At 70.8% G+C, this 25,166-nt stretch carries 19 protein-coding genes; 7 read left to right on the top strand and 12 right to left on the bottom strand.

Annotated elements, in window-relative coordinates; genetic code table 11:
* Positions 1 to 48 precede the first annotated feature (48 nt).
* The 4 genes from ACZ7L1_RS03495 to ACZ7L1_RS03480 all read right to left on the bottom strand — a co-directional run bounded on the left by ACZ7L1_RS03495 (position 49) and on the right by ACZ7L1_RS03480 (position 3,962).
* Positions 49 to 723 carry an AAA family ATPase gene (locus tag ACZ7L1_RS03495; protein WP_471433810.1) on the bottom strand — a complete coding sequence of 225 codons (675 nt, stop codon included), beginning with the start codon at positions 721 to 723 and terminating at the stop codon, positions 49 to 51.
* Between the two features lie 34 nt (positions 724 to 757).
* Positions 758 to 1,582 (bottom strand): ABC transporter permease, encoded by an 825-nt coding sequence (locus ACZ7L1_RS03490; RefSeq protein ID WP_471433809.1) that lies wholly within the window; start codon positions 1,580 to 1,582, stop codon positions 758 to 760.
* An 82-nt stretch (positions 1,583 to 1,664) separates the two neighbouring features.
* Positions 1,665 to 2,636, bottom strand: coding sequence for an ABC transporter ATP-binding protein (locus ACZ7L1_RS03485; RefSeq protein ID WP_471434220.1), 972 nt, complete (start codon positions 2,634 to 2,636; stop codon positions 1,665 to 1,667).
* Positions 2,637 to 2,756: 120 nt separating this feature from the next.
* On the bottom strand, positions 2,757 to 3,962 hold the full coding sequence (locus ACZ7L1_RS03480) for an NYN domain-containing protein (RefSeq protein ID WP_471433807.1): 1,206 nt from the start codon (positions 3,960 to 3,962) through the stop codon (positions 2,757 to 2,759).
* Between the two features lie 220 nt (positions 3,963 to 4,182).
* Between ACZ7L1_RS03480 and ACZ7L1_RS03475 the strand changes: the two genes are divergently transcribed.
* Positions 4,183 to 4,362 carry a hypothetical protein gene (locus ACZ7L1_RS03475; RefSeq protein WP_471433806.1) on the top strand — a complete coding sequence of 60 codons (180 nt, stop codon included), beginning with the start codon at positions 4,183 to 4,185 and terminating at the stop codon, positions 4,360 to 4,362.
* 107 nt (positions 4,363 to 4,469) lie between these two features.
* On the opposite strand, the gene dnaE is transcribed toward ACZ7L1_RS03475, so the two are convergent.
* Positions 4,470 to 8,006: a DNA polymerase III subunit alpha gene (gene dnaE / locus ACZ7L1_RS03470; RefSeq protein ID WP_471433805.1), complete on the bottom strand. Its 3,537-nt coding sequence runs from the start codon at positions 8,004 to 8,006 to the stop codon at positions 4,470 to 4,472.
* Between the two features lie 235 nt (positions 8,007 to 8,241).
* On the opposite strand from dnaE, the gene ACZ7L1_RS03465 reads away from it, so the two are divergent.
* The 4 genes from ACZ7L1_RS03465 (at position 8,242) to ACZ7L1_RS03450 (ending at position 12,970) form a co-directional block, all read left to right on the top strand.
* Entirely contained in the window at positions 8,242 to 9,567 is a 1,326-nt protein-coding gene (locus ACZ7L1_RS03465) for a DUF2252 domain-containing protein (protein ID WP_471433803.1), read from the top strand.
* Between the two features lie 68 nt (positions 9,568 to 9,635).
* On the top strand, positions 9,636 to 10,322 hold the full coding sequence (locus ACZ7L1_RS03460) for a hypothetical protein (RefSeq protein ID WP_471433801.1): 687 nt from the start codon (positions 9,636 to 9,638) through the stop codon (positions 10,320 to 10,322).
* Between the two features lie 71 nt (positions 10,323 to 10,393).
* On the top strand, positions 10,394 to 11,206 hold the full coding sequence (locus tag ACZ7L1_RS03455; protein WP_471433800.1) for a DsbA family protein: 813 nt from the start codon (positions 10,394 to 10,396) through the stop codon (positions 11,204 to 11,206).
* 102 nt (positions 11,207 to 11,308) lie between these two features.
* Entirely contained in the window at positions 11,309 to 12,970 is a 1,662-nt protein-coding gene (locus ACZ7L1_RS03450; protein WP_471433798.1) for an alkaline phosphatase D family protein, read from the top strand.
* 15 nt (positions 12,971 to 12,985) lie between these two features.
* On the opposite strand, the gene ACZ7L1_RS03445 is transcribed toward ACZ7L1_RS03450, so the two are convergent.
* Positions 12,986 to 13,555 carry a dienelactone hydrolase family protein gene (locus tag ACZ7L1_RS03445; protein ID WP_471433797.1) on the bottom strand — a complete coding sequence of 190 codons (570 nt, stop codon included), beginning with the start codon at positions 13,553 to 13,555 and terminating at the stop codon, positions 12,986 to 12,988.
* A gap of 102 nt (positions 13,556 to 13,657) precedes the next feature.
* Here ACZ7L1_RS03445 and ACZ7L1_RS03440 point away from each other — a divergent pair, with 102 nt between their 5' ends.
* Positions 13,658 to 14,776, top strand: a complete 1,119-nt coding sequence (locus ACZ7L1_RS03440) for a mechanosensitive ion channel family protein (RefSeq protein ID WP_471433795.1) — start codon at positions 13,658 to 13,660, stop codon at positions 14,774 to 14,776.
* Between the two features lie 12 nt (positions 14,777 to 14,788).
* On the opposite strand, the gene ACZ7L1_RS03435 is transcribed toward ACZ7L1_RS03440, so the two are convergent.
* The 6 genes from ACZ7L1_RS03435 to ACZ7L1_RS03410 all read right to left on the bottom strand — a co-directional run bounded on the left by ACZ7L1_RS03435 (position 14,789) and on the right by ACZ7L1_RS03410 (position 21,233).
* The gene (locus ACZ7L1_RS03435) at positions 14,789 to 15,529 is read right to left on the bottom strand and encodes an SDR family NAD(P)-dependent oxidoreductase (RefSeq protein WP_471433794.1); all 741 of its coding nucleotides are present in this window, start codon (positions 15,527 to 15,529) and stop codon (positions 14,789 to 14,791) included.
* Between the two features lie 74 nt (positions 15,530 to 15,603).
* The gene (locus tag ACZ7L1_RS03430) at positions 15,604 to 17,190 is read right to left on the bottom strand and encodes a Na+/H+ antiporter (RefSeq protein WP_471433793.1); all 1,587 of its coding nucleotides are present in this window, start codon (positions 17,188 to 17,190) and stop codon (positions 15,604 to 15,606) included.
* A gap of 83 nt (positions 17,191 to 17,273) precedes the next feature.
* Positions 17,274 to 17,750 (bottom strand): GNAT family N-acetyltransferase, encoded by a 477-nt coding sequence (locus tag ACZ7L1_RS03425; protein WP_471433792.1) that lies wholly within the window; start codon positions 17,748 to 17,750, stop codon positions 17,274 to 17,276.
* Entirely contained in the window at positions 17,747 to 18,691 is a 945-nt protein-coding gene (locus ACZ7L1_RS03420) for an RluA family pseudouridine synthase (RefSeq protein ID WP_471433790.1), read from the bottom strand. The genes ACZ7L1_RS03425 and ACZ7L1_RS03420 overlap by 4 nt, the downstream gene beginning before the upstream one ends.
* Before the next feature lie 83 nt (positions 18,692 to 18,774).
* Entirely contained in the window at positions 18,775 to 19,395 is a 621-nt protein-coding gene (lspA, locus tag ACZ7L1_RS03415; RefSeq protein WP_471433788.1) for a signal peptidase II, read from the bottom strand.
* Positions 19,396 to 19,472: 77 nt separating this feature from the next.
* A complete protein-coding gene (locus ACZ7L1_RS03410; protein WP_471433787.1) occupies positions 19,473 to 21,233 on the bottom strand; it encodes a TraR/DksA family transcriptional regulator in 1,761 nt (586 codons plus the stop codon).
* A 608-nt stretch (positions 21,234 to 21,841) separates the two neighbouring features.
* Here ACZ7L1_RS03410 and ileS point away from each other — a divergent pair.
* Positions 21,842 to 24,979 carry an isoleucine--tRNA ligase gene (gene ileS / locus ACZ7L1_RS03405; RefSeq protein WP_471433785.1) on the top strand — a complete coding sequence of 1,046 codons (3,138 nt, stop codon included), beginning with the start codon at positions 21,842 to 21,844 and terminating at the stop codon, positions 24,977 to 24,979.
* The last annotated feature ends 187 nt before the right edge of the window (positions 24,980 to 25,166 follow it).

The raw sequence follows: 25,166 nt of genomic DNA, 5'->3' as shown, positions 1-25,166 counted from the left end.
GACGAGCTTCTTGAGCCCGTCCGGCGCACGAGCGCCTTGAGCGCCGGGCTACGCCTGCGGCGCAGCCGCCCCGTACGGATCCGGATCCCGCGGCGCGAACAGTGCCGTCAGCCCCAGGTGCACCACCAGTGCCGCCACCGACCACGCCAGCAGCGCCCCCTTGGCCCCGAGTTTCAGCGGGGCGGAGAACGTCACTCCCTTGCCCACGGCCTTGGCGTGCGCGATGACGTTGTGCGGGGGGCCCAGCCAGACCCCCAACCGCCACGCGAGCAGCGAGCCCAGCAGTCCGCCCATACAGAGCGCCACCACCAGCGGTACCCCGCCCCGCTTGCGCACCAGGAAGACGACCAGCGCACTGAGCACTCCGAAGCCGGCCGCGAGCAGCGTGAACGTCCCGTCCACCCCGATCGCCTGTTCCCCCTCGGTGTCCTTCAGATAGACGACCCAGTTGTTGTCGACCTTGTCCCCCACCAGCGGCACATGCGGCGCCAGCCACCACCACAGCACCCCGAGCAGCGCCCCGGCGAGCGCGACGCCCACCGTGATCACGACCGCCTCGCGCACCTCGGTCCTCATACCGGGCCCGTCCGCCCCGTGAACGGCCGTGGCACCGTGCGGTGCCGGCCCGATCCCCACAGGCTCGGACACGGCGTGCCACGCCTCGTGCGAAGAGTGCGGGGACTGTTCATGCGGCGGCGGAGGCGGAGTCAACGGAGCGGTCACCTTCACATCCTGCCAGGCGTGTCTGTCAGCCGCGTCACCGGACGGCCGCCCGGCGGTATGCCCAGGTCGCCATGGCCAGCGAGGCCACCCCGACGGCGGCGCACACGCCCAGGTCGCCGAGGACGAACGCCCAGTCCGGATGCCCGCCGAAGGTCCGCGCAAACGCCTCCACCCCGTACGTCGACGGCAGCAGGTCACGCGCGACCTGGATGGCCTCCGGCATCCGGTGCGCCGGCAGCACGCCCAGCAACAGCGCCGCCGACATGCCCAACTGTCCAAGGAGGGTGGCCAGTTCGGGCCGCGGCGCGAGCAGGCCCAGCGCGGCGCCGAGCCCGGACAGCGCGGCGCCGGCCAACGGGATCACCGCTGCGAGAATCCACAGGTGAGCGAGCGGCAGTCCGAACAGCACGCACCCGAAAACGGCGGTCACCAGCGTCCCGGGCACGGTGAAGGAGGCATAGGCCGCCGCGGCGCCCAGCACCACCGCCGCGGCCGGCACCGGCAGCGTCGCGTAGTGGTCGAGCCCGCCGCTGCCGCGCAGCTGGCCGAAGTACTGGGCGAGCAGGTTCAGACCGACGTACGCGACCACGAGCACGGACGATCCGGCGACCACGGACCACGCGTCGCTCCCGCCGCCGCTCACCACCCCGCGCATCATGATCATGATGCCGATCGACTGGAACGTCGCAACGAACAGCAGCGGGATCCGGGCGACCCGCGCCCTGGACAGCTGAGCCCGGTACACGGCGGCCATCGACGGCAACAGCCGCGCCCGCGGCCCGAGGGCAGCGGCGCCGTCCACGGCACCGTCGTCCGTCGCCCGGGCGCCGGGCAGAACCCCGGCGGGTACGACACTCACCTCGCGCTGCTCCTCTTCGTTTTCCCCAAGGTTCCCGTGGAGCTTCCCCCGGAGCTCCATACGGACACGACGGCCATCGCGCTCATGCCTTCACCAGCCCCTGACCGCTGCCGCCGAGCGTCAGGTAGACGTCCTCCAGGCTGGGCGTGGCCAGTGTGAAGTCGTCGAGGGCGGCGAAGGCGGCGCCCCCGGTGACGGTGGCGACGGCCGCGCGCGCCTCCTCGGGGGCCATCCGCAGGGACCAGCGACGCCCCGACTCCACGGCGCGGGTGCGCAGCGCGGCCACCTCGGGCACCTCCAGGGGCGCCCGCTCCCGCCACACGAGCTCGACGCGGACCTCCCCGGCGACGCGCTCCTTGAGCCCGGCCGGGGTGTCGCAGGCGATGATCCGGCCCCGGTCGAGGACGGCGACCCGGTCGAGGACGGTCTCCGCCTCGATGACGTTGTGGGTGACCAGCAGGACGGTCGTCCCGCGCTCGGCCCGCCGCCGGTCCACGGCGGCCCACACGGCGCGGCGGGCGACCGGGTCCATGCCGGTGGTCGGCTCGTCGAGCACCAGCAGTGGTCGCTCCCCCACCAGCGCGGCGGCGAAGCAGGCGAGCCGGCGCTGGCCGCCGGAGAGCTTCTTCAGCGGCCTGGAGGCGATCGGTGCGAGCCCGAGTTCGTCGAGCACGGCGTCCCGCTCCTCGCGGGCGTGCCGCAGGTCGAGCCCGCGCAGCCGTCCGGTGGTCTCGGCGGCCAGCGAGACGGTCAGCTCGTCGAGGGCGGTGGACTCCTGGCCGAGGTAGGCGAGGATGCGGGCGGCCCGCTCGGGGTGGCGCACGATGTCGTGCCCGAGGATCTCCACGCTGCCGTTGTCGGGCCGCATCAGTCCGGTCAACTGGCGTACGAGGGTGGACTTGCCGGCGCCGTTCGGTCCGAGCAGTCCGAAGATCTCGCCGCGCCGGATGTCCAGCCGTACGTCGTCGGTGGCCCGCACCTCGGGCGTCCCGGGCGCGCCGCGCCGCCCCCGCACCGCCGGATAGGTCTTGGTCAGCCCGCGCACGGCGCACACGACGTCGTCACTGTGCCGTGGTGCCGTTGCGCTGCGCTTGCTCACAAAGGACGAGGGTAAGGGGTACCGCCCGCCGAGCGGTTCCCGGGTCCCGCCGAGACCGCGGTCCGAAGCGGTGTGTCATTCGCCGGCGGGCGCCTCCGCCGCCGTGCGCTGGTCGATCTCCCGCCAGAAGCCCGCGCGGATCGCGTACCGGTCGTGTTCGTCGATCTGGTCGTCCTTGTGGGCGAGCAGGCCGAAGCGGGCCGCGTACCGCAGCAGCTCACCGTCGATGCGGTGCGGCACCCGCGGATACATGGTCGACAGCTTCTGCAGGTGGGAGGGGTCGGCGAGGCGGGAGATCCACCGCCGGGCGAAGACCTGCCCCACCTCGTAGGGGTCGCCGCCGACCGTGGTGATGTCCTCCTCCCGGTCGGCCCACCGCTGCTCCGCGGTCGTCAGCTGCGCCAGCGTCGGCAGCGAGGCGGCCTCCGGCGACTCGGCCGCGACGGGCCGGTCCACCCAGCCCTTGTCGGACGACCAGCGCAGCGTCGCACCGGCGGGCTGCTGCGCGGTCTGCGGCGCCCGCAGCGCCGCGAGGTCCTTCGGGGTCGGTACGCCCTTGGTGACCGGCACCCGTTCCTGGGCGCCGTTCTGGGACGCGGCCGCCGGGCCGTGTTCCGGTTCGGCGGCGGGCCGCTCCGTGGCGGCCGTGAGCGCCGACTCGGGCAGCGGCGCGGACAGGATCGCGGCGATCTCCGGACGGGGCGCGGGCGGCGGCGCGCACACCCCACCCGGCTCCTTGGGCCGCACGGCCTGGGTGATCCACGCCCGGTCGAGCACGCGTCGCTCGTCGGCCTCGGCGACCAGGTCCTCGGACTGGTTGTAGTCGCCGTCCGCGGCCTGCACGGCCCACAGGTGCACGGCTACCCCGTGCTCCTTGGCGGCCATCATGCCCGGCAGCAGGTCCCCGTCGCCCGTGACGAGCACGACGTCCGAGCACGCGCGGTTGCGGGCCAGCTCGGTCAGCTCGGCGTGCATCGCGGCGTCGACGCCCTTCTGCGCCCACCGCCCGTCGCTGCGGGTCAGCGCGCCGAGGCGCACGGTCACCCGGGGCATCACGCGCAGCCGGCGGTGCTCCGGCTGCGGTACCCGGTCCGGAGCGCCGTCGAACCAGTAGATGCGCAGCAGTGGCCGCCCGGTGTCGGCCTCGGCGCGCTCCCGCAGTCCCTGGATGAGGGCGGCGTGGTCGACGGTGATCCGGGACCGCGAGGGTTCCCCGGCGAGGAGGCTGGCGGCAGCCCCGAGCAGATACCCGGCGTCCACCAGGACGATGCAGCGGTCCACGCGATCCACCCTCTTTCCGGGAGGTTTGCTTCGGGCTTGCTTCGAGTCTGCCCGACGGCGGAGAGGTTAACGGCCGGAACTCGATCTTCGGCGTGGCGTATCCGGGGACTGGGTCGCGAAGGACTGTGTCACGCAGGGTAATTGTCCGACATGCGGTTGATGTCAGGCTATGTGAATCTGGTCCCGGCCCTGGCCCCTAGTCCCCACAGGAGGCATCACCATGGCCAAGAACAAGAACCGCAAGCAGGCCGCCCCGCAGAACCGTTCCCCGAAGGCCGAGCAGGCGCAGGAGCACTCCCAGCGGCCCGCGGCGGAGGCGCACACGTCTCCGATGGCGCAGGCCCCGGGCAGCCCGGCGGATGTTACCCGTAAGAAGCAGAAGAGCTTCGGCCACAACTGACGCCTGCACGAGGGCTGATGCCGAGGCCCGCGCGCGAGGGCCGACGCAGAAAAAGGGGCGCACCCGTTCTCGGGTGCGCCCCTTGTCTGCTGAGCCTCTCCGGGTGATCAGCCCGCCAGGCAGGACGGGCCGAGAAGGACCTTCAGGTCGCCGTAGAGGGCGGGGTCCGGCTTGACCCGATGGCGGTCCAGGCGCAGGACCGTCGTCTTGCGCGGTCCCTGGAGCTTGATCCGCACCTCGCTGTCGCCCTTGTGCTGGCTGAGGATCTCGCCGAGGCGGCTCACCATCGGCGGGGTGACCTTCACGGCCGGGATGGTGAGCACCACGGGGGCGTTGGTGCCCGCGTTGGACAGGTCCGGAACCATCAGTTCCATCGCGACCAGCCGGGGCACGTCCTCCCGCTTGTCGAGGCGGCCCTTGACGAACACCACGGCGTCCTCGACGAGTTGGGTGGACACCAGCTGGTAGGTCGCCGGGAAGAACATGCACTCGATGGAGCCCGCGAGGTCCTCGACCGTGGCGATCGCCCACGCATTGCCCTGCTTGGTCATCTTGCGCTGCAGGCCGGAGATGATGCCGCCGATGGTGACGACCGCGCCGTCCGCGTGCTCGCCGCCGGTGAGCTGGGCGATGCCCGCGTCGGCCTTGTCGGACAGCACGTGCTCCAGGCCGAAGAGCGGGTGGTCGGAGACGTACAGACCGAGCATCTCCCGCTCCTGCGCGAGCAGGTAGGTCTTGTCCCACTCCTCGTCGGTGAAGGTGACGTCGAGGCCGAAGCCGGGCTCGCTGCTCTCCTCCTCCATGCCGCCGAAGAGGTCGAACTGCCCCTCGGCCTCCTTGCGCTTGACCGCGACCACGTTGTCGATCATCGGTTCGTACTGCGCCATCAGGCCCTTGCGGGTGTGGCCGAGGGAGTCGAAGGCACCGGCCTTGATGAGCGATTCCGTCGTCCGCTTGTTGCAGACGACCGCCTCGACCTTGTCCAGGTAGTCCGGGAAGGACGCGTACTTCCCCTTGGCCTTGCGGCAGCGGATGATCGATTCGACGACGTTCGAACCGACGTTGCGCACGGCGGAGAGGCCGAAGAGGATCACGTCGTCGCCCTGCGCGGCGAAGTTCGACTCGGACTCGTTGACGTTCGGCGGCAGCACCCGGATGCCCATGCGACGGCACTCGTTCAGATAGACGGCCGACTTGTCCTTGTCGTCCTTCACCGAGGTGAGGAGCGCGGCCATGTACTCGGCGGGGTGGTTCGCCTTCAGATACGCGGTCCAGTACGAGACCAGGCCGTACGCGGCCGAGTGGGCCTTGTTGAACGCGTAGCCGGCGAACGGGACCAGCACGTCCCACAGCGCCTGGATCGCCTCGTCGCTGTAGCCGTTCTTACGTGCGCCCGACTGGAAGATGGCGAAGTTCTTCTCCAGCTCCTCCGGTTTCTTCTTGCCCATCACGCGGCGGAGGATGTCGGCCTCGCCGAGCGAGTAGCCGGCGATGATCTGGGCGGCCTTCTGCACCTGCTCCTGGTAGACGATCAGGCCGTAGGTGACGTCCAGGACCTCCTTGAGCGGCTCCTCCAGCTCGGGGTGGATCGGCGTGATCTCCTGCTGCCCGTTCTTGCGCAGGGCGTAGTTCGTGTGGGAGTTCATGCCCATCGGGCCCGGCCGGTACAGAGCCGACACGGCGGAGATGTCTTCGAAGTTGTCGGGCTTCATCAGCCGCAGCAGCGAGCGCATGGGGCCGCCGTCGAACTGGAAGACGCCGAGGGTGTCGCCGCGCTGGAGCAGCTCGAAGGTCTTGGGGTCGTCGAGCGGGAGGCTCAGGAGATCGATGTCGATCCCCTTGTTCGCCTTCACCATCTTGACGGCGTCGTCCATGATCGTGAGGTTGCGCAGGCCCAGGAAGTCCATCTTCAGCAGGCCGAGCGACTCACAGCTCGGATAGTCCCACTGGGTGATGGTCACACCGTCGGTGTGCCTCACCCAGACCGGGACGTGCTCGGTGATGGTCTCGCTGGACATGATCACGCCGGCCGCGTGCACGCCCATCTGCCGCACCAGGCCCTCCACGCCGCGTGCGGTGTCGATGACCTTCTTCACGTCCGGCTCGTTCTCGTACATCGACCGGACCTCGCCGGCCTCCGAGTAGCGGGGGTGGCTCGGGTCGGTGATGCCGGACAGCGGAATGCCCTTGCCGAGGACGTCGGCGGGCATGGCCTTGGTGATGCGGTCGCCCATCGCGTACGGGTAGCCGAGGACGCGCGCGGAGTCCTTGATCGCGTTCTTGGCCTTGATGGTGCCGTAGGTGCCGATCATGGCGACCTTGTCGGCGCCGTACTTCTCCGTCACGTACCGGATCACCTCGACGCGCCGGCGCTCGTCGAAGTCGATGTCGACGTCGGGCATCGAGATGCGCTCGGGGTTGAGGAACCGCTCGAAGATCAGGCCGTGCGGGATCGGGTCCAGGTCGGTGATGCCGAGGGCGTAGGCGACGATCGAGCCTGCGGCCGAGCCGCGGCCGGGGCCCACCGCGATGCCGTTCTTCTTGGCCCACATGATGAAGTCGGCGACCACGAGGAAGTAGCCCGGGAACCCCATCTGGATGATGACGTCCATCTCGTACTCGGCCTGCTTCATGCGGTCCTCGGGGATGCCGCCCGGGAAGCGGCGCTCCATGCCGCGGCGGACCTCCTCCTGGAACCAGGTGACCTCGGTGTACCCCTCGGGGATGTCGAACTTGGGCATGAGGTCGCGCTTGACGAACATGCCCTCGGTGTCGACCATCTCCGCGATCAGCCGGGTGTTCTCACACCCCTCCTGCCACGCGTCCGAGGAGTCGATGGCGTACATCTCCTCCGTGGACTTCAGGTAGTAGCCCGTGCCGTCGAACTTGAAGCGGTCCGGGTCGGAGAGGTTCTTGCCGGTCTGGATGCACAGCAGGGCGTCGTGGGCGGACGCCTCGTGCGCGTACGTGTAGTGCGAGTCGTTGGTGACCAGCGGCGGGATGCCGAGCTTCCTGCCGATCTCGAGCAGGCCGTCACGGACCCGGCGCTCGATCTCGATGCCGTGGTCCATCAGCTCCAGGAAGTACTTGTCCTTGCCGAAGATGTCCTGGTACTCGGCGGCCGCCTTCAGGGCCTCGTCGAAGTGGCCGAGGCGCAGCCGGGTCTGCACCTCGCCGGAAGGGCATCCGGTGGAGGCGACGATCCCCTCGGACCACTGCGCGATGGTCTCCTTGTCCATGCGGGGCCACTTCTGCAGCCAGCCCTCGGCGTACGCGTCGGAGGACAGGCGGAAGAGGTTGTGCAGGCCGGTCCTGTTCACCGCCCACATCGTCTTGTGGGTGTAACCACCGGAACCGGAGATGTCGTCCCTCTTCTGGTGCGGCTGGCCCCAGAGGATCTTGCGCTTGTTGCGCCGGGACTCGGGGGCGACGTACGCCTCGATGCCGATGATGGGGGTGATTCCGGCCTTCTTCGCGGAGTGGAAGAAGTCGTACGCCCCGTGGAGGTTGCCGTGGTCGGACATGGCGATGTGGGTCATGCCCATCTCGTTGCACGCGTTGAACATGTCCTTCAGCCGCGCGGCACCGTCCAGCAGCGAGTACTGGGTGTGGACGTGCAGGTGCGTGAACGGCGGCTTTGACACGGTTGTGGCCTCCAAGGAGAACTTACGTCGACAGCAGCCCCACCGGCTTCGGACAGTCTGGGGGACAGCGTCGAAGTCTATGCCTCGGCACTGACACCCGGAGGCGTCCGGCGCGTACCTTCATGCGGAGGAAACGTGGGCACTCCCCCGCACCGCCGGACGTTGGCGTGAGGGAACACCCGCGAAGATCACCCCCCAGACGTCACGCACCACCCGTATCAGGAGGCACCCAGCGATGTCGGTTCCGCAGCTCAGCGCCGAGCAACGCGGTGAGGAGATCCTCGCCGTCTTCGACACCGCCTTCGGCGAGCTGCTCGCCGCCGACCCGGCCGCGTTCCGCGTGAAGTTCCGCAAGATGGCGGCCTCCGCGTTCGCGTTCTACCGGGGCACGGCGTGCCTCTTCTACCACGACCTCGACGCGGACAAGCGCGGCGGCCCGTACCTGGACGACCGCACCTCGCGGGTGTGGATCCACGGCGACCTGCACGCCGAGAACTTCGGCACCTACATGGACTCCACGGGCCGCCTGATCTTCAATGTGAACGACTTCGACGAGGCGTACGTCGGCCCCTTCACCTGGGACCTGAAGCGCTTCGCCGCCTCCATGGCGCTGATCGGGTACGCGAAGGCGCTCAGCGACGACCAGATCACCGAGCTGGTCCGCATCTACGCCGCGGCCTACCGTGAGCGCGTCCACGCCCTGGCCACCGGGGCCAAGAGCGACGAGGTGCCGCCCTTCACCCTGGACACCGCCCAGGGCCCGCTTCTGGACGCGCTGCGCGACGCCCGCTCGCTCACCCGCTTCGGGCTGCTGGACTCGATGACCGAGATCCGCGACTTCGAGCGCCGCTTCGCGCCGGGCGGCGGCTCCATCGAGCTGGACGCCGCCACCCGCTACAAGGTGCTCGCGGCCTTCGACGGCTACCTGGAGACGCTGCCGGAGACGTCCCTGGCCCGCCCGGACTCCTACCGGGTCAAGGACGTCGTCGGGCGGCGCGGCATCGGCATCGGCTCGGCCGGACTGCCCTCGTACAACATCCTCCTCGAGGGCCACAGCGACGCCCTGGAGAACGACGTCGTGATCTACATCAAGCAGGCCCAGACCCCGGCCGTCTCCCGGCACATCACGGACCCCGTGATCCGTGAGTACTTCCAGCACGAGGGCCACCGCACGGTGATCTCCCAGCGCGCCCTGCAGGCGCACGCCGACCCGTGGCTGGGCTGGACCGAGCTGGACGGCGCGGGCCAGCTGGTCGCCGAGGTGTCGCCGTACGCGGTCGACCTGGACTGGGGCGACATCGACGACCCGGAGGAGATCGCCTCGGTCGTCGCCGACCTGGGCCGTGCCACCGCCGCCATGCACGCGGCGGCGGACGACCAGTCCGGCGAGTCCCTGGTGCCCTTCTCCACCGAGCGGGCCATCGACGCGGCGATCGCCGCCGACGAGGACGGCTTCGGGGAACTGCTGGTGGACTTCGCCCACACCTACGGGGCACGCGCGCGTGCGGACCACCAGGTCTTCGTGGACCTGTTCCGCAACGGCCGGATTCCAGGTCTGTGACGGAAGGGCCCGGTACGGGAGTCCTTTAGTGTTCCCTTACGGGAGCACGTGACACACTCTCCTCTGCTATGGACATATCCGGGACCCACCTCAGAGCCGTACGCGCGGCGCTGTTCACGGCGCTGGTCGTGACACTCAGCACCGCGTCGCACGTGCTGCTGTCCGAGGTCCCCCTGCCGATGGGGACGGTGGCCGCCATAGCCGCCGCCGTCTTCGTCGTCGCGTACGCGCTGGCGGGCCGTGAGCGCGGCTTCGGGAAGATCGCCGCCCTGCTGGTGCCGCTGGAGCTGACCGCGGACACGGTGTTCACCACCGGCCAGCACGCCTGCTACGGCAGGGCGGGCGGCCCGGTCACCGGCCCGCTGCGCTCGGTGGGCCTGGACCTGCTGTGCAGCGGCGGCAGCGTGGGCACCCCCCTCAGCCGGGTCACCGGCACCGGCAGCGACCGGATCGCGGCGCTCCTGGCGCACGCCGACCCGGAGACCGCCTGGCTGCTGCTCGCCGCCCATGTGAGCGTGGGGCTGCTGGCCGCCGCCTGGCTGCGCCGCGGCGAGCGGGCGCTGGCCCAGCTGCTCGGCGCGGTGGCCGCGACCACGTTCCGGCCGCTGCTGCTCGCGGTCGCCGCGGCGACGGTACGGCTCGCTCCGGCCGGTCCGGCGCCGCGCCCCGCGCCCCGGATCACCGCCCTGCGCACCCGCCTCTTCGTGCACTCCCTGGGACGGCGTGGACCGCCGTGCTCGGTCGCCCTGGCCTGAGCGACACCCCGAGCACTCCAGTCCCCACTCTCACCCCGCGCAGACGATGCGCGTCCCCGAGGAGATCACCCATGAGCAAGCGGAACAGCCAGGCGGCGAAGACGGCGGCCCGTGAGCGGCTGCGCGTCGAGCGCGAGCGGCAGGCCAAGCGCGACAAGGTCAAGCGGCAGCTGATCGTCGCCGGTTCGGTCGTCGCCGTGCTCGCCGTCGCCGGCGGCGTCGGCTACGCCGTCGTGCAGAACAACAAGCCCAGCCACTGGGAGGCCGCGAAGAGCGACAAGCTCGTCGCGCCGGCCAACACCTCCGGCGCGAACGGCACCACCGTCGTGATCGGCAAGAGCAGCGCCAAGAAGACCCTGGTCATGTACGAGGACCCGCGCTGCCCGATCTGCGCCCAGTTCGAGCAGATGGTCGGCTCGACCGTCAAGAAGGACCTCGACGAGGGCAAGTTCAAGATCCAGTACGTCGGGGCCTCGTTCATCGACACCAACACCCAGGGCGAGGGCTCCAAGAACGCCCTGAGCGCCATGGGAGCCGCGCTGAACGTCAGCCCCGAGGCGTTCCTCGAGTACAAGACCGCGCTGTACTCGGCGAAGTGGCACCCGGAGGAGACCGAGGACAAGTTCAAGGACGACAGCTACCTGATCAAGGTCGCGAACACCGTCCCCGCCCTGAAGGACAACGCGGCGTTCCAGAAGGCCGTGAAGGACGGCACCTACGACAAGTGGGCGCTGGACATGTCCGACGTCTTCAACAAGAGCGGGGTGCAGGGCACGCCGACCCTGAAGATGGACGGCAAGACGCTCACCGGGTCCGACGGCAAGAACGCGCCGATGACGGTGGCCGAGTTCAACGCGGCGATCGACAACGCGCTCAAGTCCTGACCGGTCCCCCGGGCGGGCCTGAGCGGTCGGGCGGAGAAAGAGCGGGCGAACTTTGCGTGTTCGCCCGCTCTTTGCGCGTACCGGTCAGTAGTCTGCTCGGCCGTGACCAGTCGACACAGATCATCCGAGAGCGTCAACTCCCTTTCCCCCCGCCGCCGTACGGTCGTCAAGGCCGCGGCGGCGACGGCTGTTCTGGGCGCGCCGCTCGTCGGCGCCCTTCCCGCCCGGGCCGCCGCCGACACACCGGCCTTCCTGCACGGCGTGGCCTCCGGTGACCCGCTGCCCGACGGCGTCCTGCTGTGGACCCGGGTGACACCCACCGCGGAGGCGACACCCGGCTCCGGGCTCGGGCCCGACACCGAGGTGACCTGGGCGCTCGCCAAGGACAAGGCGTTCACAGCGATCGTCGCCAAGGGATCCGTCACCGCGACCGCCGCCTCGGACCACACCGTGAAGGCCGACGTCCGGGGGCTGGAGCCGGCCACCGACTACTGGTTCCGCTTCTCCGCCGGCGGCACCGACTCCCCCGTCGCCCGCACCCGCACCGCGCCGGCCGCCGACGCCGCCGTGTCCGGGCTGCGCTTCGGCGTGGTGTCCTGCGCCAACTGGGAGGCCGGCTACTTCGCGGCGTACCGGCACCTTGCCGCCCGGGGCGACCTGGACGCGTGGCTGCACCTGGGCGACTACATCTACGAGTACAAGACGGGCGAGTACGCGGCCCGTGGCACGGTCGTGCGCCCGCACGCCCCGGCGAACGAGATCATCACGCTGGCCGACTACCGGATCCGGCACGCGAAGTACAAGACGGACCCCGACCTGCAGGCCCTGCACGCGAAGGCACCGGTCATCGCGATCTGGGACGACCACGAGTTCGCCGACAACGCCTGGTCGGGCGGTGCGGTCAACCACACCGAGGGCGCCGAGGGCACTTGGACGGCCCGCAAGGCCGCGGCGAAGCAGGCGTACTTCGAGTGGATGCCGGTCCGCCCGGCCGTCGAGGGCACGACCTACCGCCGGCTGCGCTTCGGCAAGCTGGCCGACCTCTCCCTGCTGGACCTGCGCTCCTTCCGCTCCCAGCAGGCGTCCACGGGCAGCGGTTCCGTCGACGACCCGGACCGCACGATCACGGGCCGCGCCCAACTCGACTGGCTCAAGGCGGGCCTGAAGGCGTCCGACACCACCTGGCGGCTGGTCGGCAACTCGGTGATGATCGCGCCGTTCGTCATCGGCTCGCTCTCCGCGGATCTGCTGAGGCCGCTGGCCAAGCTGCTGGGGCTGCCGCAGGAGGGCATCGCCGTCAACACCGACCAGTGGGACGGCTACACCGACGACCGTCGTGAACTCCTCGCCCATCTGCGGGCCAACGCCGTCCGGAACACCGTGTTCCTGACCGGCGACATCCACATGGCGTGGGCCAACGACGTCCCCGTCGACGCGGGCACCTACCCGCTGTCCGCCTCCGCCGCCACCGAGTTCGTGGTCACCTCGGTCACCTCCGACAACCTCGACGACATCGTCAAGGTCCCCGAGGGCACCGTCTCGGCGGTAGCGGCACCGGTGATCCGTGCTGCCAACCGGCACGTCCACTGGGTGGACACCGACCGCCACGGCTACGGCGTGCTGGACATCACCGCCGAGCGAGCGCAGATGGACTACTACGTCCTGTCCGACCGTACGAACGCGAGCGCCACCTCGTCCTGGGAGCGGTCGTACCGCACGCGCAGCGGCACACAGAAGGTCGAGCGGACGTACGACCCCGTGTAGGCCGCCGCGAACCCGCTACAGGCTGTCGAGGAAGCCGAGCGCCACCCGCCAGGTGGCCTCGGCCGCCTCCTCGTCGTAGTCCGGCAGGTCCGGGTCGGTGTACAGGTGGCCCGCGCCCGCGTACCGGTAGATCTCCACGTCCGCGCCCGCTCTGCCCATCTGCAGGTACCAGGCGCTCAGCCAGTCGTCCGTCTCGAACGGGTCCGGCTCCGCGACGTGCAGCTGGACCGGCAGGGCGTCCACCGAGGCGCTCGGCGCGATGTCCGAGGTGCCGTGCAGCAGCAGGAGTCCGCGCGCCTTGTGGTCGCCGAGCGCCAGGGTCTGCCCGATGGACGCACCGAGCGAGAACCCTGAGTACACGAGCCCTCGCTCCGAGTACGGCGCGGCGGCCAGGACGGCCCGCTTGAGCAGCTCTTCCTTCCCGATCTCGTCCTTGAAGGCCATGCCCTCCTCGACCGTGTCGAAGGTGCGGCCGTCGAACAGGTCGGGGGTCCACACCTCGTGCCCGGCGGCGCGGAGCCGGTCGGCTGCGGCCCGCACGGCCGGCCGCAGCCCGTACGTCGAGTGGAAGAGCATGATGTTCATGAGCCCATGGTGCCAGCCGGGACGGACAACGCCGTGCGCTGCGCGGCAGCGGGTGTTCTTGGCCACAGGTTCACGTCGGGCCTCACCGGTTACGTTCCAAGGATGGAGAACGTACTGCGCCCGGTGATCGTCGTCGGCGGCACGGTCGGACTCACCCTGCTCATCGGGTGGGGCACGGACGTCCTGCTGCGCAAGGCGAACGCCGGACACCCCGAGACGCCCCTGTGGGGTCTGCTGCGCCGCGGCCGCATCCCCTACCAGCTGGTGCTGTGCGCGGCCCTGCTGAGGGGCTCTTACGACCAGGCGAAAGTGCTCCAGGCGCATCAGGTCGGCATCGGCCGGACGCTCACCCTGGTGCTGATCGGTTCCGCGGCATGGCTGGTGATCCGCATCGCGGCGGCCGTGGTCGAGACGACGTACAGCCGCTACGCCCGCGCCCACCACGACCCGGCCCGGGTCCGGCGCGTGCGCACCCAGGTCACGCTGATCATGCGGGTGGTGTACGCGACCGTCGGGGTGGTGGCGGCCAGCGCGATGCTGCTGACGTTCCCGGCCATGCGTACGGCCGGCGCCTCGCTGCTGGCCTCGGCCGGCATCCTCGGCATCGTCGCCGGTGTCGCCGCGCAGTCCACGCTCTCCAACCTCTTCGCCGGGCTGCAGATCGCGTTCGGCGACATGGTGCGGCTCGGCGACACGGTGGTCGTGGACGGCGAGTGGGGCACGGTCGAGGAGATCACCCTGACGTTCCTGACCGTGCGCACCTGGGACGAGCGACGGATCACCATGCCGGTGTCGTACTTCACCTCCAAGCCCTTCGAGAACTGGTCGCGCGGCAGCGCCCAGATGACCGGCATCGTCTACTTCCACGTCGACCACACCGCGCCCGTGGACGCGATGCGCGACAAGCTGCGGGACATCCTGCGCCGCTGCCCGGCGTGGGACGGCCGCGCCTACGGCCTCCAGGTCACCGACTCGACGCCCAACACCATGCAGGTGCGGGCACTGGTGACCGCGAAGGACGCGGACGACATATGGACGGCCCGGGTCACGGTGCGCGAGGAGCTCATCCGCTGGCTGGCCGAGGAGCATCCCTACGCGCTGCCGCGGGTCAACACCGCGGGCGCGGTGCCTCCGCCCGGCTGGGACGGTCACTCCTCGCACGACGGGCACGACGGACAGTTCCACAAGGCGTACGAGCAGCAGCGGGTGGGCCGGGGCTGATCCCCGCCCGCGTCAGCGGCCGCGTTCCGCACCGCCGTTGACCTGGATCACCTGCGCGGTGATGTGGCGGGCGCCGGGGGACGCCAGCCAGTGCAGGGTGGCGGCGACGTCGCCGGGCGTACCGGCGCGGCCGGTCGACGTCTCCGCGATGCGCTGCTCGCGTCGCTCCGGATCCATGGCGTCGCCGAAGAACTCGGTGTCCTCGATGTAGCCCGGCGCGACCACGTTCACCGTGATGCCGCGTGGGCCCACCTCCCGGGCCAGATCGAAGGCGTAGGGGTGCAGGGCGGCCTTGGACCCGGCGTACGCGCCGCTGCCGGAGCCGCGGTAGGCGGCGATGGAGCTGAGGAAAAGCACACGCCCGCCGGGGGAGGCGAGCCGGTCCCGCAGCGCCTCCGTGAGCAGGGCTGCCGTCAGCACGTTCAGCCGGAAGTTGACGGTCCAGGTGTGCGCCACGGCTTCGAGCGGGTCCTCCGTGTCGGACTTGGGCTCCAGAAGTCCGCTGCCGCCCGCGTTGTTGACGAGGACGTCCACGGTGCCCAGCTCGGCGGCCACGAACTGGGCCACCCCGCGCACGGCGTGGGGATCGCTCAGGTCGGCCGCGTAGGTGAGCGCCCCGGGCACGTCGGCCTTCTCCAGCACCTCGGTCCGGCGTCCGAGCAGCAGCACCCGGTCCCCGTCCGCGGCGAAGGCCCGCGCCGCCGCCAGTCCGATCCCCGTGCCACCGCCACTGATCACCACGTTGCGCGTCATGATCCGATCGTACAAAAGCCGCTCCTGGTGGGGCGGTTGGTCGGCCGGGCGGGTCGCGGCCCCGGATACCGGTGTCAGCGCAGGCTGCGGACGTCCAGGTGGCGCAGCACCCGGTCGACGATCTCCGGGTCGGCACCCGGTTCGCTGCGTGCCGCCAGCACCTCGTGGCGTGCCGCGCTCAGCATCTCCCCGTGGATCCTGCGCACCCGCTTGACGCGCCGGGCCCGCTGCTCGTGGGCCTCGCGCCGCTCCTCGTCCCCGAGGTCGGGGCTGATGCGGGCGCCGATGTCGAAGGCCCGCCGCAACAGTTGCTCGGAGAGCTCGTCCGGCAACTCCTCTACCTGTTCGATCTCCTTCAGTCTGCGCTTCGCCGCCTTGGCCGCGCGGACCGCCAGCGCGTGCTCGAACTCCTTTTCGCGCTCTGTGTCGGCCCGCACGTTCAGCTTCCGCACCAGCCACGGCAGCGTGAGCCCTTGGAGCACGAGCGTGGCGATGATCACCCCGAAGGCGATGAAGACGATCTCGTCGCGGCCGGGGAAGGGCGATCCGTCGTCCATGGTCAGCGGAATGGCCAGGGCCAGCGCCACCGACGCCACGCCCCGCATCCCCGACCACCACATGACGACGGTCTCCCGCCAGGACACCGGGATCTCCTCGTCGTAGTCCCGTTTGGCGTGCAGCCGCTTGGTCAGCCAGGTCGCGGGCAGCAGCCACGCGAGGCGGACGAACACCACGACGGCCACGATCGCGGCGGCCCAGCCGAGCATCTCGCCCCACCGCCCGGACGCGGTCCGGATCGCGTGATGCAGTTCCAGCCCGATCAGCCCGAACGCGATCCCGGTGACCAGAGTGTCCACCACGTCCCAGAACGTGTGTCCGGCGAGCCTCATCATCACGTCGTCCGGATCGGCGGCGTACTCCGCCAGGAACAGCGCGGTGATCAGCACGGCCAGCACACCGGAGCCGTGCAGTTCCTCGGCAAGGACGTAGGAGGCGTACGGCACGAGGAGCGTCAGCCCGATCTGCAGGGTGGCGTCGCCGAGCAGGTCGAGCAGCTTGTTGGCGGCCCAGCCGAGGGCGAGCCCGACGGCGAGGGCCACGACCGCGGAGAGTGCCAGTTCGAGCAGGGCGTGCGGTAGCGAGAACGTTCCGCTGACGGCGGCGGCGATCGCGACGTGGTACAGCACGATCGCCGTGACGTCGTTGAACAGGCCCTCGCCCTCCAGGATCGACACCAGACGGCGGGGCAGCCCGAGCTGTCCCGCCACGGCGGTCGCCGCGACCGGGTCGGGCGGCGCGACCAGGGAGCCGAGCGCCACTGCCGCGGCGACCGGCAGCCCCGGCACGACCTCGTGGGCGACGGCGGCCACGCACACGGTGGTGACGAACACCAGCGCGACGGCCAGCAGGAAGATGGGCCGCTTGTTCGCCGTGAACTGCCGCCACGAGGTGCGGCGCACCGCCGCGTACAGCAGCGGCGGCAGCAGCGCGGGCAGGATCAGCCCGGGCGGGATGTTGACGTTGGGCACGAAGTCGAGCAGGGCGAGCACGATCCCGAGCAGGGTCATCAGCACCGGCGCCGGCAGCCGGAGCCGGTCCCCGACCGGGACGCTCACCACGGCCCCGAGCAACAGCAGCAGGAACAGGGCCAGTTGGTCCACGGTGAGCGCTCCGGGAAGTTCGACGTCACACAGCAGGTCTCAAGCCTGCCATGCCACCCTTCTCACCCCTTTTTCCGGCTTCACTACAGAAAGCGGCGCATCGATCGGTGCGGTATCCCCGCGTCGGGGAACTCCGGTCCGTACGCCGCGTAGCCCAGCCGCTCGTAGAAGCCCAGCGCGTGGGTCTGCGCATGCAGGTCCACCGCCGTCAGACCACGCGCGCGTGCCGCGTCCTCGATGGCCCGCACCAGCGCCGCGCCGACACCCAGCCCGCGTGCCTCCCGCGTCACCGCGAGCCGTCCGAGCGAGCCCACGGACGCGTCGCCGCCGTTCTTGGCGGCGGCCGCCTCCCCGTACAGCAGCCGGCCCGTACCGAGCGGGACGCCGTCCTCCCGTACGGCCAGGACGTGCACGGCACCGGCGTCGTAGGCGTCGTACTCGATGTCCTCGGGCACGCCCTGCTCGGCGACGAAGACCTCCTTGCGGACCGCGAAGCACACCTCACGGTCGGCGGCCTCCTCGGCGATCCGCACGACGTACCCGGCGTTCCCGGCGCTCATGCCCAGCTCTCCTCGCGCACCTTGTCCAGTGCCTTCTGCAGATCGGCGGGGTAGGCGCTCTCGAACTCCACCCACTGCCCGTCCCCCGGGTGCTCGAAGCCGAGGCGTACGGCGTGCAGCCATTGGCGGGTCAGGCCGAGCCGCTTGGCGAGCGTGGGGTCCGCGCCGTACGTCAGGTCGCCGACGCACGGGTGCCGGTGGGCGGCCATGTGGACGCGGATCTGGTGGGTGCGCCCCGTCTCCAGCTTGACGTCGAGCAGGGACGCCGAGCGGAACGCCTCGAGCAGGTCGTAGTGCGTGACCGAGGGCTTGCCGTCGGCTGTCACCGCCCACTTGTAGTCGTGGGCGGGGTGGCGGCCGATGGGTGCGTCGATAGTGCCGCTGGTCGGGTCGGGGTGGCCCTGGACGAGCGTGTGGTAGCGCTTGTCGACCGTGCGCTCCTTGAACTGGCGCTTGAGCGACGTGTACGCGTACTCCGACTTGGCCACCACCATCAGGCCGGACGTGCCGACGTCGAGGCGGTGGACGATGCCCTGGCGCTCGGCGGCGCCGGAGGTGGAGATCCGGTAGCCGGCCGCTGCCAGGCCGCCGATCACGGTCGGGCCGGTCCAGCCGGGGCTGGGGTGCGCGGCGACGCCGATCGGCTTGACGATCACGACCACGTCCTCGTCGTCGTGCACGATCTCCATGCCCTCGACCGGCTCGGCGACCACCTGCACCGGCGCGGGCGCCTGCGGCATCTCGACCTCGAGCCAGGCGCCGCCGCGCACCCGCTCCGACTTGCCGACCACGGCGCCGTCGACGTGCACCTTGCCCGCCGCGGCCAGCTCCGCGGCTTTGGTGCGGGAGAAGCCGAACATGCGGGAGATGGCGGCGTCGACGCGCTCGCCCTCCAGGCCGTCGGGCACGGGCAGGGTACGGATCTCGGGAAGCGTGCTCACCCGTCGAGTATGCCGGACGGGTGCCCCGGCCCCGAGAGGAGCCTGTGGACAGCGGCCTCGGCCCCTGTCGACAGCCCGCGATCTCAGTCCTTGTGGACGGTGCCGTCCGGGTCGAGCCCGCGGAAGGACAGCAGCACGATGAGGATGCCGCCGCAGACGATCGCCGAGTCGGCCAGGTTGAAGACGGCGAAGTGCTTGGGCGCGATGAAGTCGACGACCGCGCCCTCGAACACGCCCGGCGAGCGGAAGATCCGGTCGGTGAGGTTGCCGAGCGCGCCGCCGAGCAGCAGGCCGAGGGCGATCGCCCAGGGCAGGCTGTAGAGCTTGCGGGCGAGCCGGGCGATCACCACGATCACCGCCGCCGCGATCACCGTGAAGATCACGGTGAAGGCCTCACCGAAGCCGAAGGCCGCACCCGGGTTGCGGATCGCCTCGAACTTCAGCCAGTCCCCGATGATCTCGATCGGCTCGTGGTGCTCCAGCTTCGCGACCACGATCAGCTTGCTGCTCAGGTCCAGGGCGTACGCGAAGGCGGCGACCGCGAACAGGACCGCGATGCGGCGCCTGCCCTTGGGGCGCTCGGCGGCGCCGGAACCCGGCTCCTGGGCTCCGGCGCCCTCGGCCGGGGCCCGCCCGTCGGACTGCTCCGGCCCGGCCGCGTCTGGGATGTCCGGCGTACCGATGATGCGCTCCGCCTCTGCCACGTGAATCCCTCAACCTAGGTGCCCTGACTGGACGAGACTACGACACCACCGCGCCGGATCAGGTGTTCAGCCGGGGGTCACGGGCGGCGTTCCCGCTTCTGCTTGCATTCCACGCACAGGGTGGCGCGCGGAAAGGCCTGCATACGGGCCTTTCCGATGGGGTTGCCGCAGCTCTCGCACAGGCCGTAGGTCCCGGAGTCGAGACGTTCCAGGGCGTGTTCCGTCTGTTCGAGCATCTCCCGGGCGTTGTGGGCGAGCGCCAGCTCGTGCTCACGGGTGATGTTCTTGGTGCCGGTGTCCGCCTGGTCGTCGCCCGCGCCGTCCCCGGAGTCGCGCATCAGACCGACCAGCGCCTGTTCGGAGGCGTCGATCTCGCCGCGCAGCCGCACGGCCTCGGACTCCAGCTCGGCGCGTGCCTCGGCCACCTCCTCGGGGGTCCACGGGTCCTCTCCGGGGCGCACCGCCAGTTCCCCGGGCCCGGCCGCGGCGATCCTCGCCTTGGGGACCGCGGTGGGGCCCGTGTCCGCCGTGGCCGTCCCAGGAGTCTTCTTCGCAACCACCGTCGTGGCTCCCGTCTGCTTCGCGGCCTCGACCTCGCTCGCCTTCTTGGCCGTGCTCTTCTTGGCCGCACTCTTCGTGGAGGTGCTTTTCGTCGTGCCGCCCTTCGCGGCGCTCTTGTCGGCAGCGGCTTTGGAGGGGGCCGCCTTCTCGGGGGCGGCTTTCCTGGCCGCCGTCTTGGGGGTGACGGCCTTCTCGGCCGCCGTCGTGGGAGTGACGGCCTTCTCGGCCGCCGCCTTCTCCGCAGCGGCCTTCTTCGCTGCCGCCTTCTTCGCGACGGTGCTGGTCACCGGAGCCTCCTTGCCGGGCGCCGCCTTCTTCGCCGCCGCCTTCTCGGGAACAGTGCCGGGTGCTGCCGCCTTCCTGGCAGCGACACCCTTGGTTGCCGCTTTCTTGGCCGCCGCCTTCTTGGTGACGGACTTCTCGGTGACGGACTTCTTGGCCGCCGCCTTCTTCGGGACGGCCTCCTCGACCGCCGCCTTCTCGGCCGCCGCTGCCTTCTTGGCGACGGTCTTCCTGGCCGGTGCCGTCCGGGCGGTGGTCTTCTTCGCCACCGTCTTCTTCGCCACCGCCTTCTTCCCGGCTGCGCTCTTCTTCGCCGCCGTCTTCCTGACCGCGGCGCCGGTCACCGCCGTCTTCTTCGGGGCGGCCTTCTTGGCCACCGCCTCGGGAGAGGCTTTCCCGGCCGCCGCCCTGCCGGTGGCGGCCTTCGTCACCTCCGCCTTCTTCCCGGCTGCGCTCTTCTTCGCCGCCGTCTTCCTGACCGCGGTGCCGGTGGCCGTCGCCTTGCCGGGCGCCGCCTTCTCAGCCACCGACCGTTCGGGGTCGCCTTCCTTCCTGGCCGCCTTCTTCGAGGGTGCCGCCTTCGACTCGGTCCGGCGCCCGCCGGCCTGCCCGGCGGGCGCCTTGCCGGAGGCCGTGCTCCCCCTGGTCCGCTCGCCCGTCCTGGCAGCCGTCGCCCTCATCGCGCCCGGCCCCTCCGAGGCGCTCACGAGGTCGGTCGCCCCACCGGGGGCGGCGGTTCCCGCTCCAGCGCCCCTGGCCGCCGCCGTGCTCCTTCCCTGCGTCCCCGTCCCCCCGGCCCTGTGCGCACCCTTCCCGGCCCCGGCCTCGATGGGGGCCCGGCCCAGCCGGCCGGCCGGCCCGACCGTCCGCCTCGCCCCCGCCGTATGGGTGGTCTTCTTTCCGTCCACGCTCCTGGCCGCCACACCGCCGGAGGCCGCCGCACCCGTGGTGCTGCCGGACGCCGACTGCTGTACGGCGGTCTTCTTCACCACCATGGCCGCGGCCCCTTCACATATTGTGATCTTGCGCGCGAGTCGTTCTGGGACGATAAATCGACTTCTGGCCCGCGGCAACGGGGCACGCCCGCGAAGCGCCCGCCACGCGCGTGCCCTGCGGCGAGCCTGCATCCGTTGTGCCCAGCTCTCGGCCCGGTAATCCGCCGGGCCCCCGCTCCCCGAATCCGCCAGGCCGGCGTCTCGCCATTCGGGTCACCTGCGGGGCCGCCGCGCCCCCGGCCGCCGGAGCGGGAAATCCGGTCGGCCGCTGTCCGTGCGGCGCCGTACACTGGGCGGAGCGAAAAGCGTGGATGGGGACGAGTAGCGGCGTACGCAGCCCAGAGCGACCCGGGGACGGTGTGAGCCCGGGGGCGAGCGCGACGTGAAGATCACCCCGGAGCCGCCGGAAGAACGCCCCAGCGAGAGCCAAGGGGTCAGTAGAACCGGTTTCGCGACCCCAATGAGGGGGCTCACCGGCGCGTACGGCGCACCGGGGAGCCAAGGAGGGTGGTACCGCGGGAGCGCCGCAGACGGCGTACGGAGAATTCTCGGAATTCCCGGCTCTCGTCCCTCCGACGGAAGGCAGCACGTCCGCCGGAGGAAGATCGATGACGCAGTACCGCCAGGTGCCCGCCCAGGTCGACCTGCCCGCGCTCGAGCACGCGGTGCTCGACTTCTGGCGCGAGCAGAAGATCTTTGCCAAGAGCCTGGAGCAGTCCGAGGGCCGCCCCGAATGGGTGTTCTACGAGGGTCCGCCCACCGCCAACGGCATGCCGGGCGCCCACCACATCGAGGCGCGCGTCTTCAAGGACGTCTTCCCCCGCTTCCGCACCATGCGCGGCTACCACGTGGCCCGCAAGGCAGGCTGGGACTGCCACGGCCTCCCGGTGGAGCTGGAGGTCGAGAAGGAGCTCGGCTTCAGCGGCAAGAAGGACATCGAGGCGTACGGCATCGCCGAGTTCAACGCCAAGTGCCGCGAGTCCGTGACCCGCCACACCGACGCCTTCGCCGAGCTGACGACCCGCATGGGTTACTGGACGGACCTCGACGGCGCCTACCGCACGATGGACCCGGACTACATCGAATCCGTCTGGTGGTCGCTCAAGCAGATCTTCGACAAGGGGCTCCTGGTCCAGGACCACCGCGTCGCCCCCTGGTGCCCCCGCTGCGGCACGGGCCTGTCGGACCACGAGCTGGCGCAGGGCTACGAGACGGTCGTGGACCCGTCGGTCTATGTCCGTTTCCCGCTCACCTCCGGTCCGCTGGCCGGCGAGGCCGCTCTCCTTGTCTGGACGACGACCCCCTGGACGCTGGTCTCCAACACCGCGGTCGCCGCCCACCCCGAGGTCACCTACGTCGTCGCGACGAACGGCGCAGAGAAGCTCGTCGTCGCCGAGCCGCTCGTCGGCAAGGCGCTCGGCGAGGGCTGGGAGACCACGGGCCGGACCTTCACCGGCGCCGAGATGGAGCGCTGGACGTATCAACGTCCCTTCGAGCTGGTCGAGTTCCCCGCCCCGGCCCACTACGTGGTGAACGCCGAGTACGTCACGACCGAGGACGGTACGGGTCTGGTCCACCAGTCCCCCGCCTTCGGTGAGGACGACCTCAAGGTGTGCCGCGCGTACGGCCTGCCCGTGGTCAACCCGGTGCGCCCCGACGGCACCTTCGAGGAGGACCTCCCGCTGGTCGGCGGTGTCTTCTTCAAGAAGGCGGACGAACGGCTCACCGAGGACCTGCAGCAGCGCGGTCTCCTCTTCAAGCACATCCCCTACGAGCACAGCTACCCGCACTGCTGGCGCTGCCACACCGCGCTCCTCTACTACGCACAGCCGTCCTGGTACATCCGCACCACGGCGATCAAGGACCGCCTCCTGGAGGAGAACGAGAAGACCAACTGGTTCCCGGAGACCGTCAAGAACGGCCGGTACGGCGACTGGCTGAACAACAACATCGACTGGGCGCTGTCCCGCAACCGCTACTGGGGCACCCCGCTGCCGATCTGGCGCTGCGAGGACGGTCACCTCACCTGCGTCGGCTCCCGCGCGGAGCTGACCGCGCTGACGGGCACCGACCAGTCGGAGCTGGACCCGCACCGACCGTTCATCGACGAGGTCACCTTCGCCTGTCCGCAGGACGGCTGCGGGAAGACCGCCACGCGCGTGCCCGAGGTCATCGACGCCTGGTACGACTCGGGCTCGATGCCGTTCGCGCAGTGGGGCTACCCGTACAAGAACAAGGAGCTGTTCGAGTCCCGCTACCCGGCGCAGTTCATCTCCGAGGCCATCGACCAGACCCGCGGCTGGTTCTACACGTTGATGGCGGTCGGCACCCTGGTGTTCGACAAGTCGTCGTACGAGAACGTCGTCTGCCTGGGCCACATCCTCGCGGAGGACGGCCGCAAGATGTCCAAGCACCTGGGCAACACCCTGCAGCCCATCCCGCTCATGGACCAGCACGGCGCGGACGCGGTGCGCTGGTTCATGGCGGCCGGCGGCTCCCCGTGGGCGGCGCGCCGCGTGGGCCACGGCACGATCCAGGAGGTCGTCCGCAAGACGCTCCTCACCTACTGGAACACGGTCGCCTTCCAGGCCCTGTACGCCCGCACCTGCAACTGGGCGCCGAGCGAGGCCGACCCGGCCCCGGCCGACCGCCCGGTCCTGGACCGCTGGCTGCTCTCGGAGCTGCACGCGCTCACCGACCAGGTGACGCAGGCGCTGGACGCGTACGACACCCAGCGCGCCGGCAAGCTGCTGTCCGCGTTCGTCGACGACCTCTCCAACTGGTACGTCCGCCGCTCCCGCCGCCGCTTCTGGCAGGGCGACAAGGCCGCGCTGCGCACGCTGCACGAGGTCCTGGAGACGGTGACGAAGCTGATGGCGCCGATCACCCCGTTCATCACCGAGCGGGTGTGGCAGGACCTGATCGTGCCGGTGACCCCGGGCGCCCCGGAGTCGGTGCACCTGGCGTCCTGGCCGGAGGCGGACCTGTCGGCGATCGACCCGGAGCTGTCGCAGCAGATGGTGCTGGTGCGCCGTCTCGTGGAGCTGGGCCGTGCCACGCGCGCGGAGTCGGGCGTCAAGACGCGCCAGCCGCTGTCGCGTGCGCTCGTCGCGGCGGCCGGCTTCGAGTCCCTGGACAAGGAGCTGCACACGCAGATCACGGAGGAGCTGAACGTCTCGTCCCTGGCCTCCCTCTCCGAGGTCGGCGGCTCCCTGGTCGACACCACGGCGAAGGCGAACTTCCGGGCCCTCGGCAAGCGTTTCGGCAAGCGCGTCCAGGACGTGGCCAAGGCCATCGCGAACGCCGACGCGGCGGCGCTGTCCCTGGCGCTGCGCGCGGGCACGGCGTCGGTGGACGTCGACGGCGAGACCGTCACCCTCGCCCCGGACGAGGTGATCATCACGGAGACCCCGCGCGAGGGCTGGTCGGTGGCGTCCGACTCGGGCGCGACGGTCGCCCTCGACCTGGAGATCACCGAGGAGCTGCGGCAGGCGGGCCTCGCCCGTGACGCGATCCGGCTGATCCAGGAGGCCCGCAAGAACAGCGGCCTGGACGTCGCCGACCGCATCGCGCTGCGCTGGACCGCGACGGACCCGGCGGTCATCGCGGCCCTGACCGAGCACTCGGGGTTGATCGCCGAGGAAGTCCTCGCCACGGACTTCGCCCAGGGCGAGGCGGACGAGACCTACGGTGAGCCGTTCACCGACGAGGGCCTGTCCCTGACCTTCCGCCTGCGCAAGGCGTAAGACACACCCCAAGGCCCGGGCCCGCCGAAAAATCTCGGCGGGCCCGGGCCTTCGGCGTTGCGTCCGTACGCACAGCCGCTCTCCGGTCCGAACACGGGCGCCAAGGACTTCGCACGAAAGAGATGCCACACGAAAGGGCGGGGCCCCGGATCGAGATCCGGGGCCCCGCCCTGAACGCTGCCGACGC

Source organism: Streptomyces sp. NPDC107546, from assembly GCF_055639175.1.
This window is presented reverse-complemented; position numbering and strand designations above follow the sequence as displayed.

What these genes read in the sequence shown, in the direction of transcription:
- ACZ7L1_RS03440 (WP_471433795.1), top strand. Translation starts at nt 13,658, where the DNA reads ATGGAGAACGTACTGCGCCCGGTGATCGTCGTCGGCGGCACGGTCGGA.
- ACZ7L1_RS03465 (WP_471433803.1), top strand. Translation starts at nt 8,242, where the DNA reads ATGTCGGTTCCGCAGCTCAGCGCCGAGCAACGCGGTGAGGAGATCCTC.
- ACZ7L1_RS03435 (WP_471433794.1), bottom strand. Translation starts at nt 15,529, where the DNA reads ATGACGCGCAACGTGGTGATCAGTGGCGGTGGCACGGGGATCGGACTG.
- ACZ7L1_RS03460 (WP_471433801.1), top strand. Translation starts at nt 9,636, where the DNA reads ATGGACATATCCGGGACCCACCTCAGAGCCGTACGCGCGGCGCTGTTC.
- ACZ7L1_RS03425 (WP_471433792.1), bottom strand. Translation starts at nt 17,750, where the DNA reads ATGAGCGCCGGGAACGCCGGGTACGTCGTGCGGATCGCCGAGGAGGCC.
- ACZ7L1_RS03410 (WP_471433787.1), bottom strand. Translation starts at nt 21,233, where the DNA reads ATGGTGGTGAAGAAGACCGCCGTACAGCAGTCGGCGTCCGGCAGCACC.
- ACZ7L1_RS03455 (WP_471433800.1), top strand. Translation starts at nt 10,394, where the DNA reads ATGAGCAAGCGGAACAGCCAGGCGGCGAAGACGGCGGCCCGTGAGCGG.
- ileS (WP_471433785.1), top strand. Translation starts at nt 21,842, where the DNA reads ATGACGCAGTACCGCCAGGTGCCCGCCCAGGTCGACCTGCCCGCGCTC.
- ACZ7L1_RS03475 (WP_471433806.1), top strand. Translation starts at nt 4,183, where the DNA reads ATGGCCAAGAACAAGAACCGCAAGCAGGCCGCCCCGCAGAACCGTTCC.
- ACZ7L1_RS03445 (WP_471433797.1), bottom strand. Translation starts at nt 13,555, where the DNA reads ATGAACATCATGCTCTTCCACTCGACGTACGGGCTGCGGCCGGCCGTG.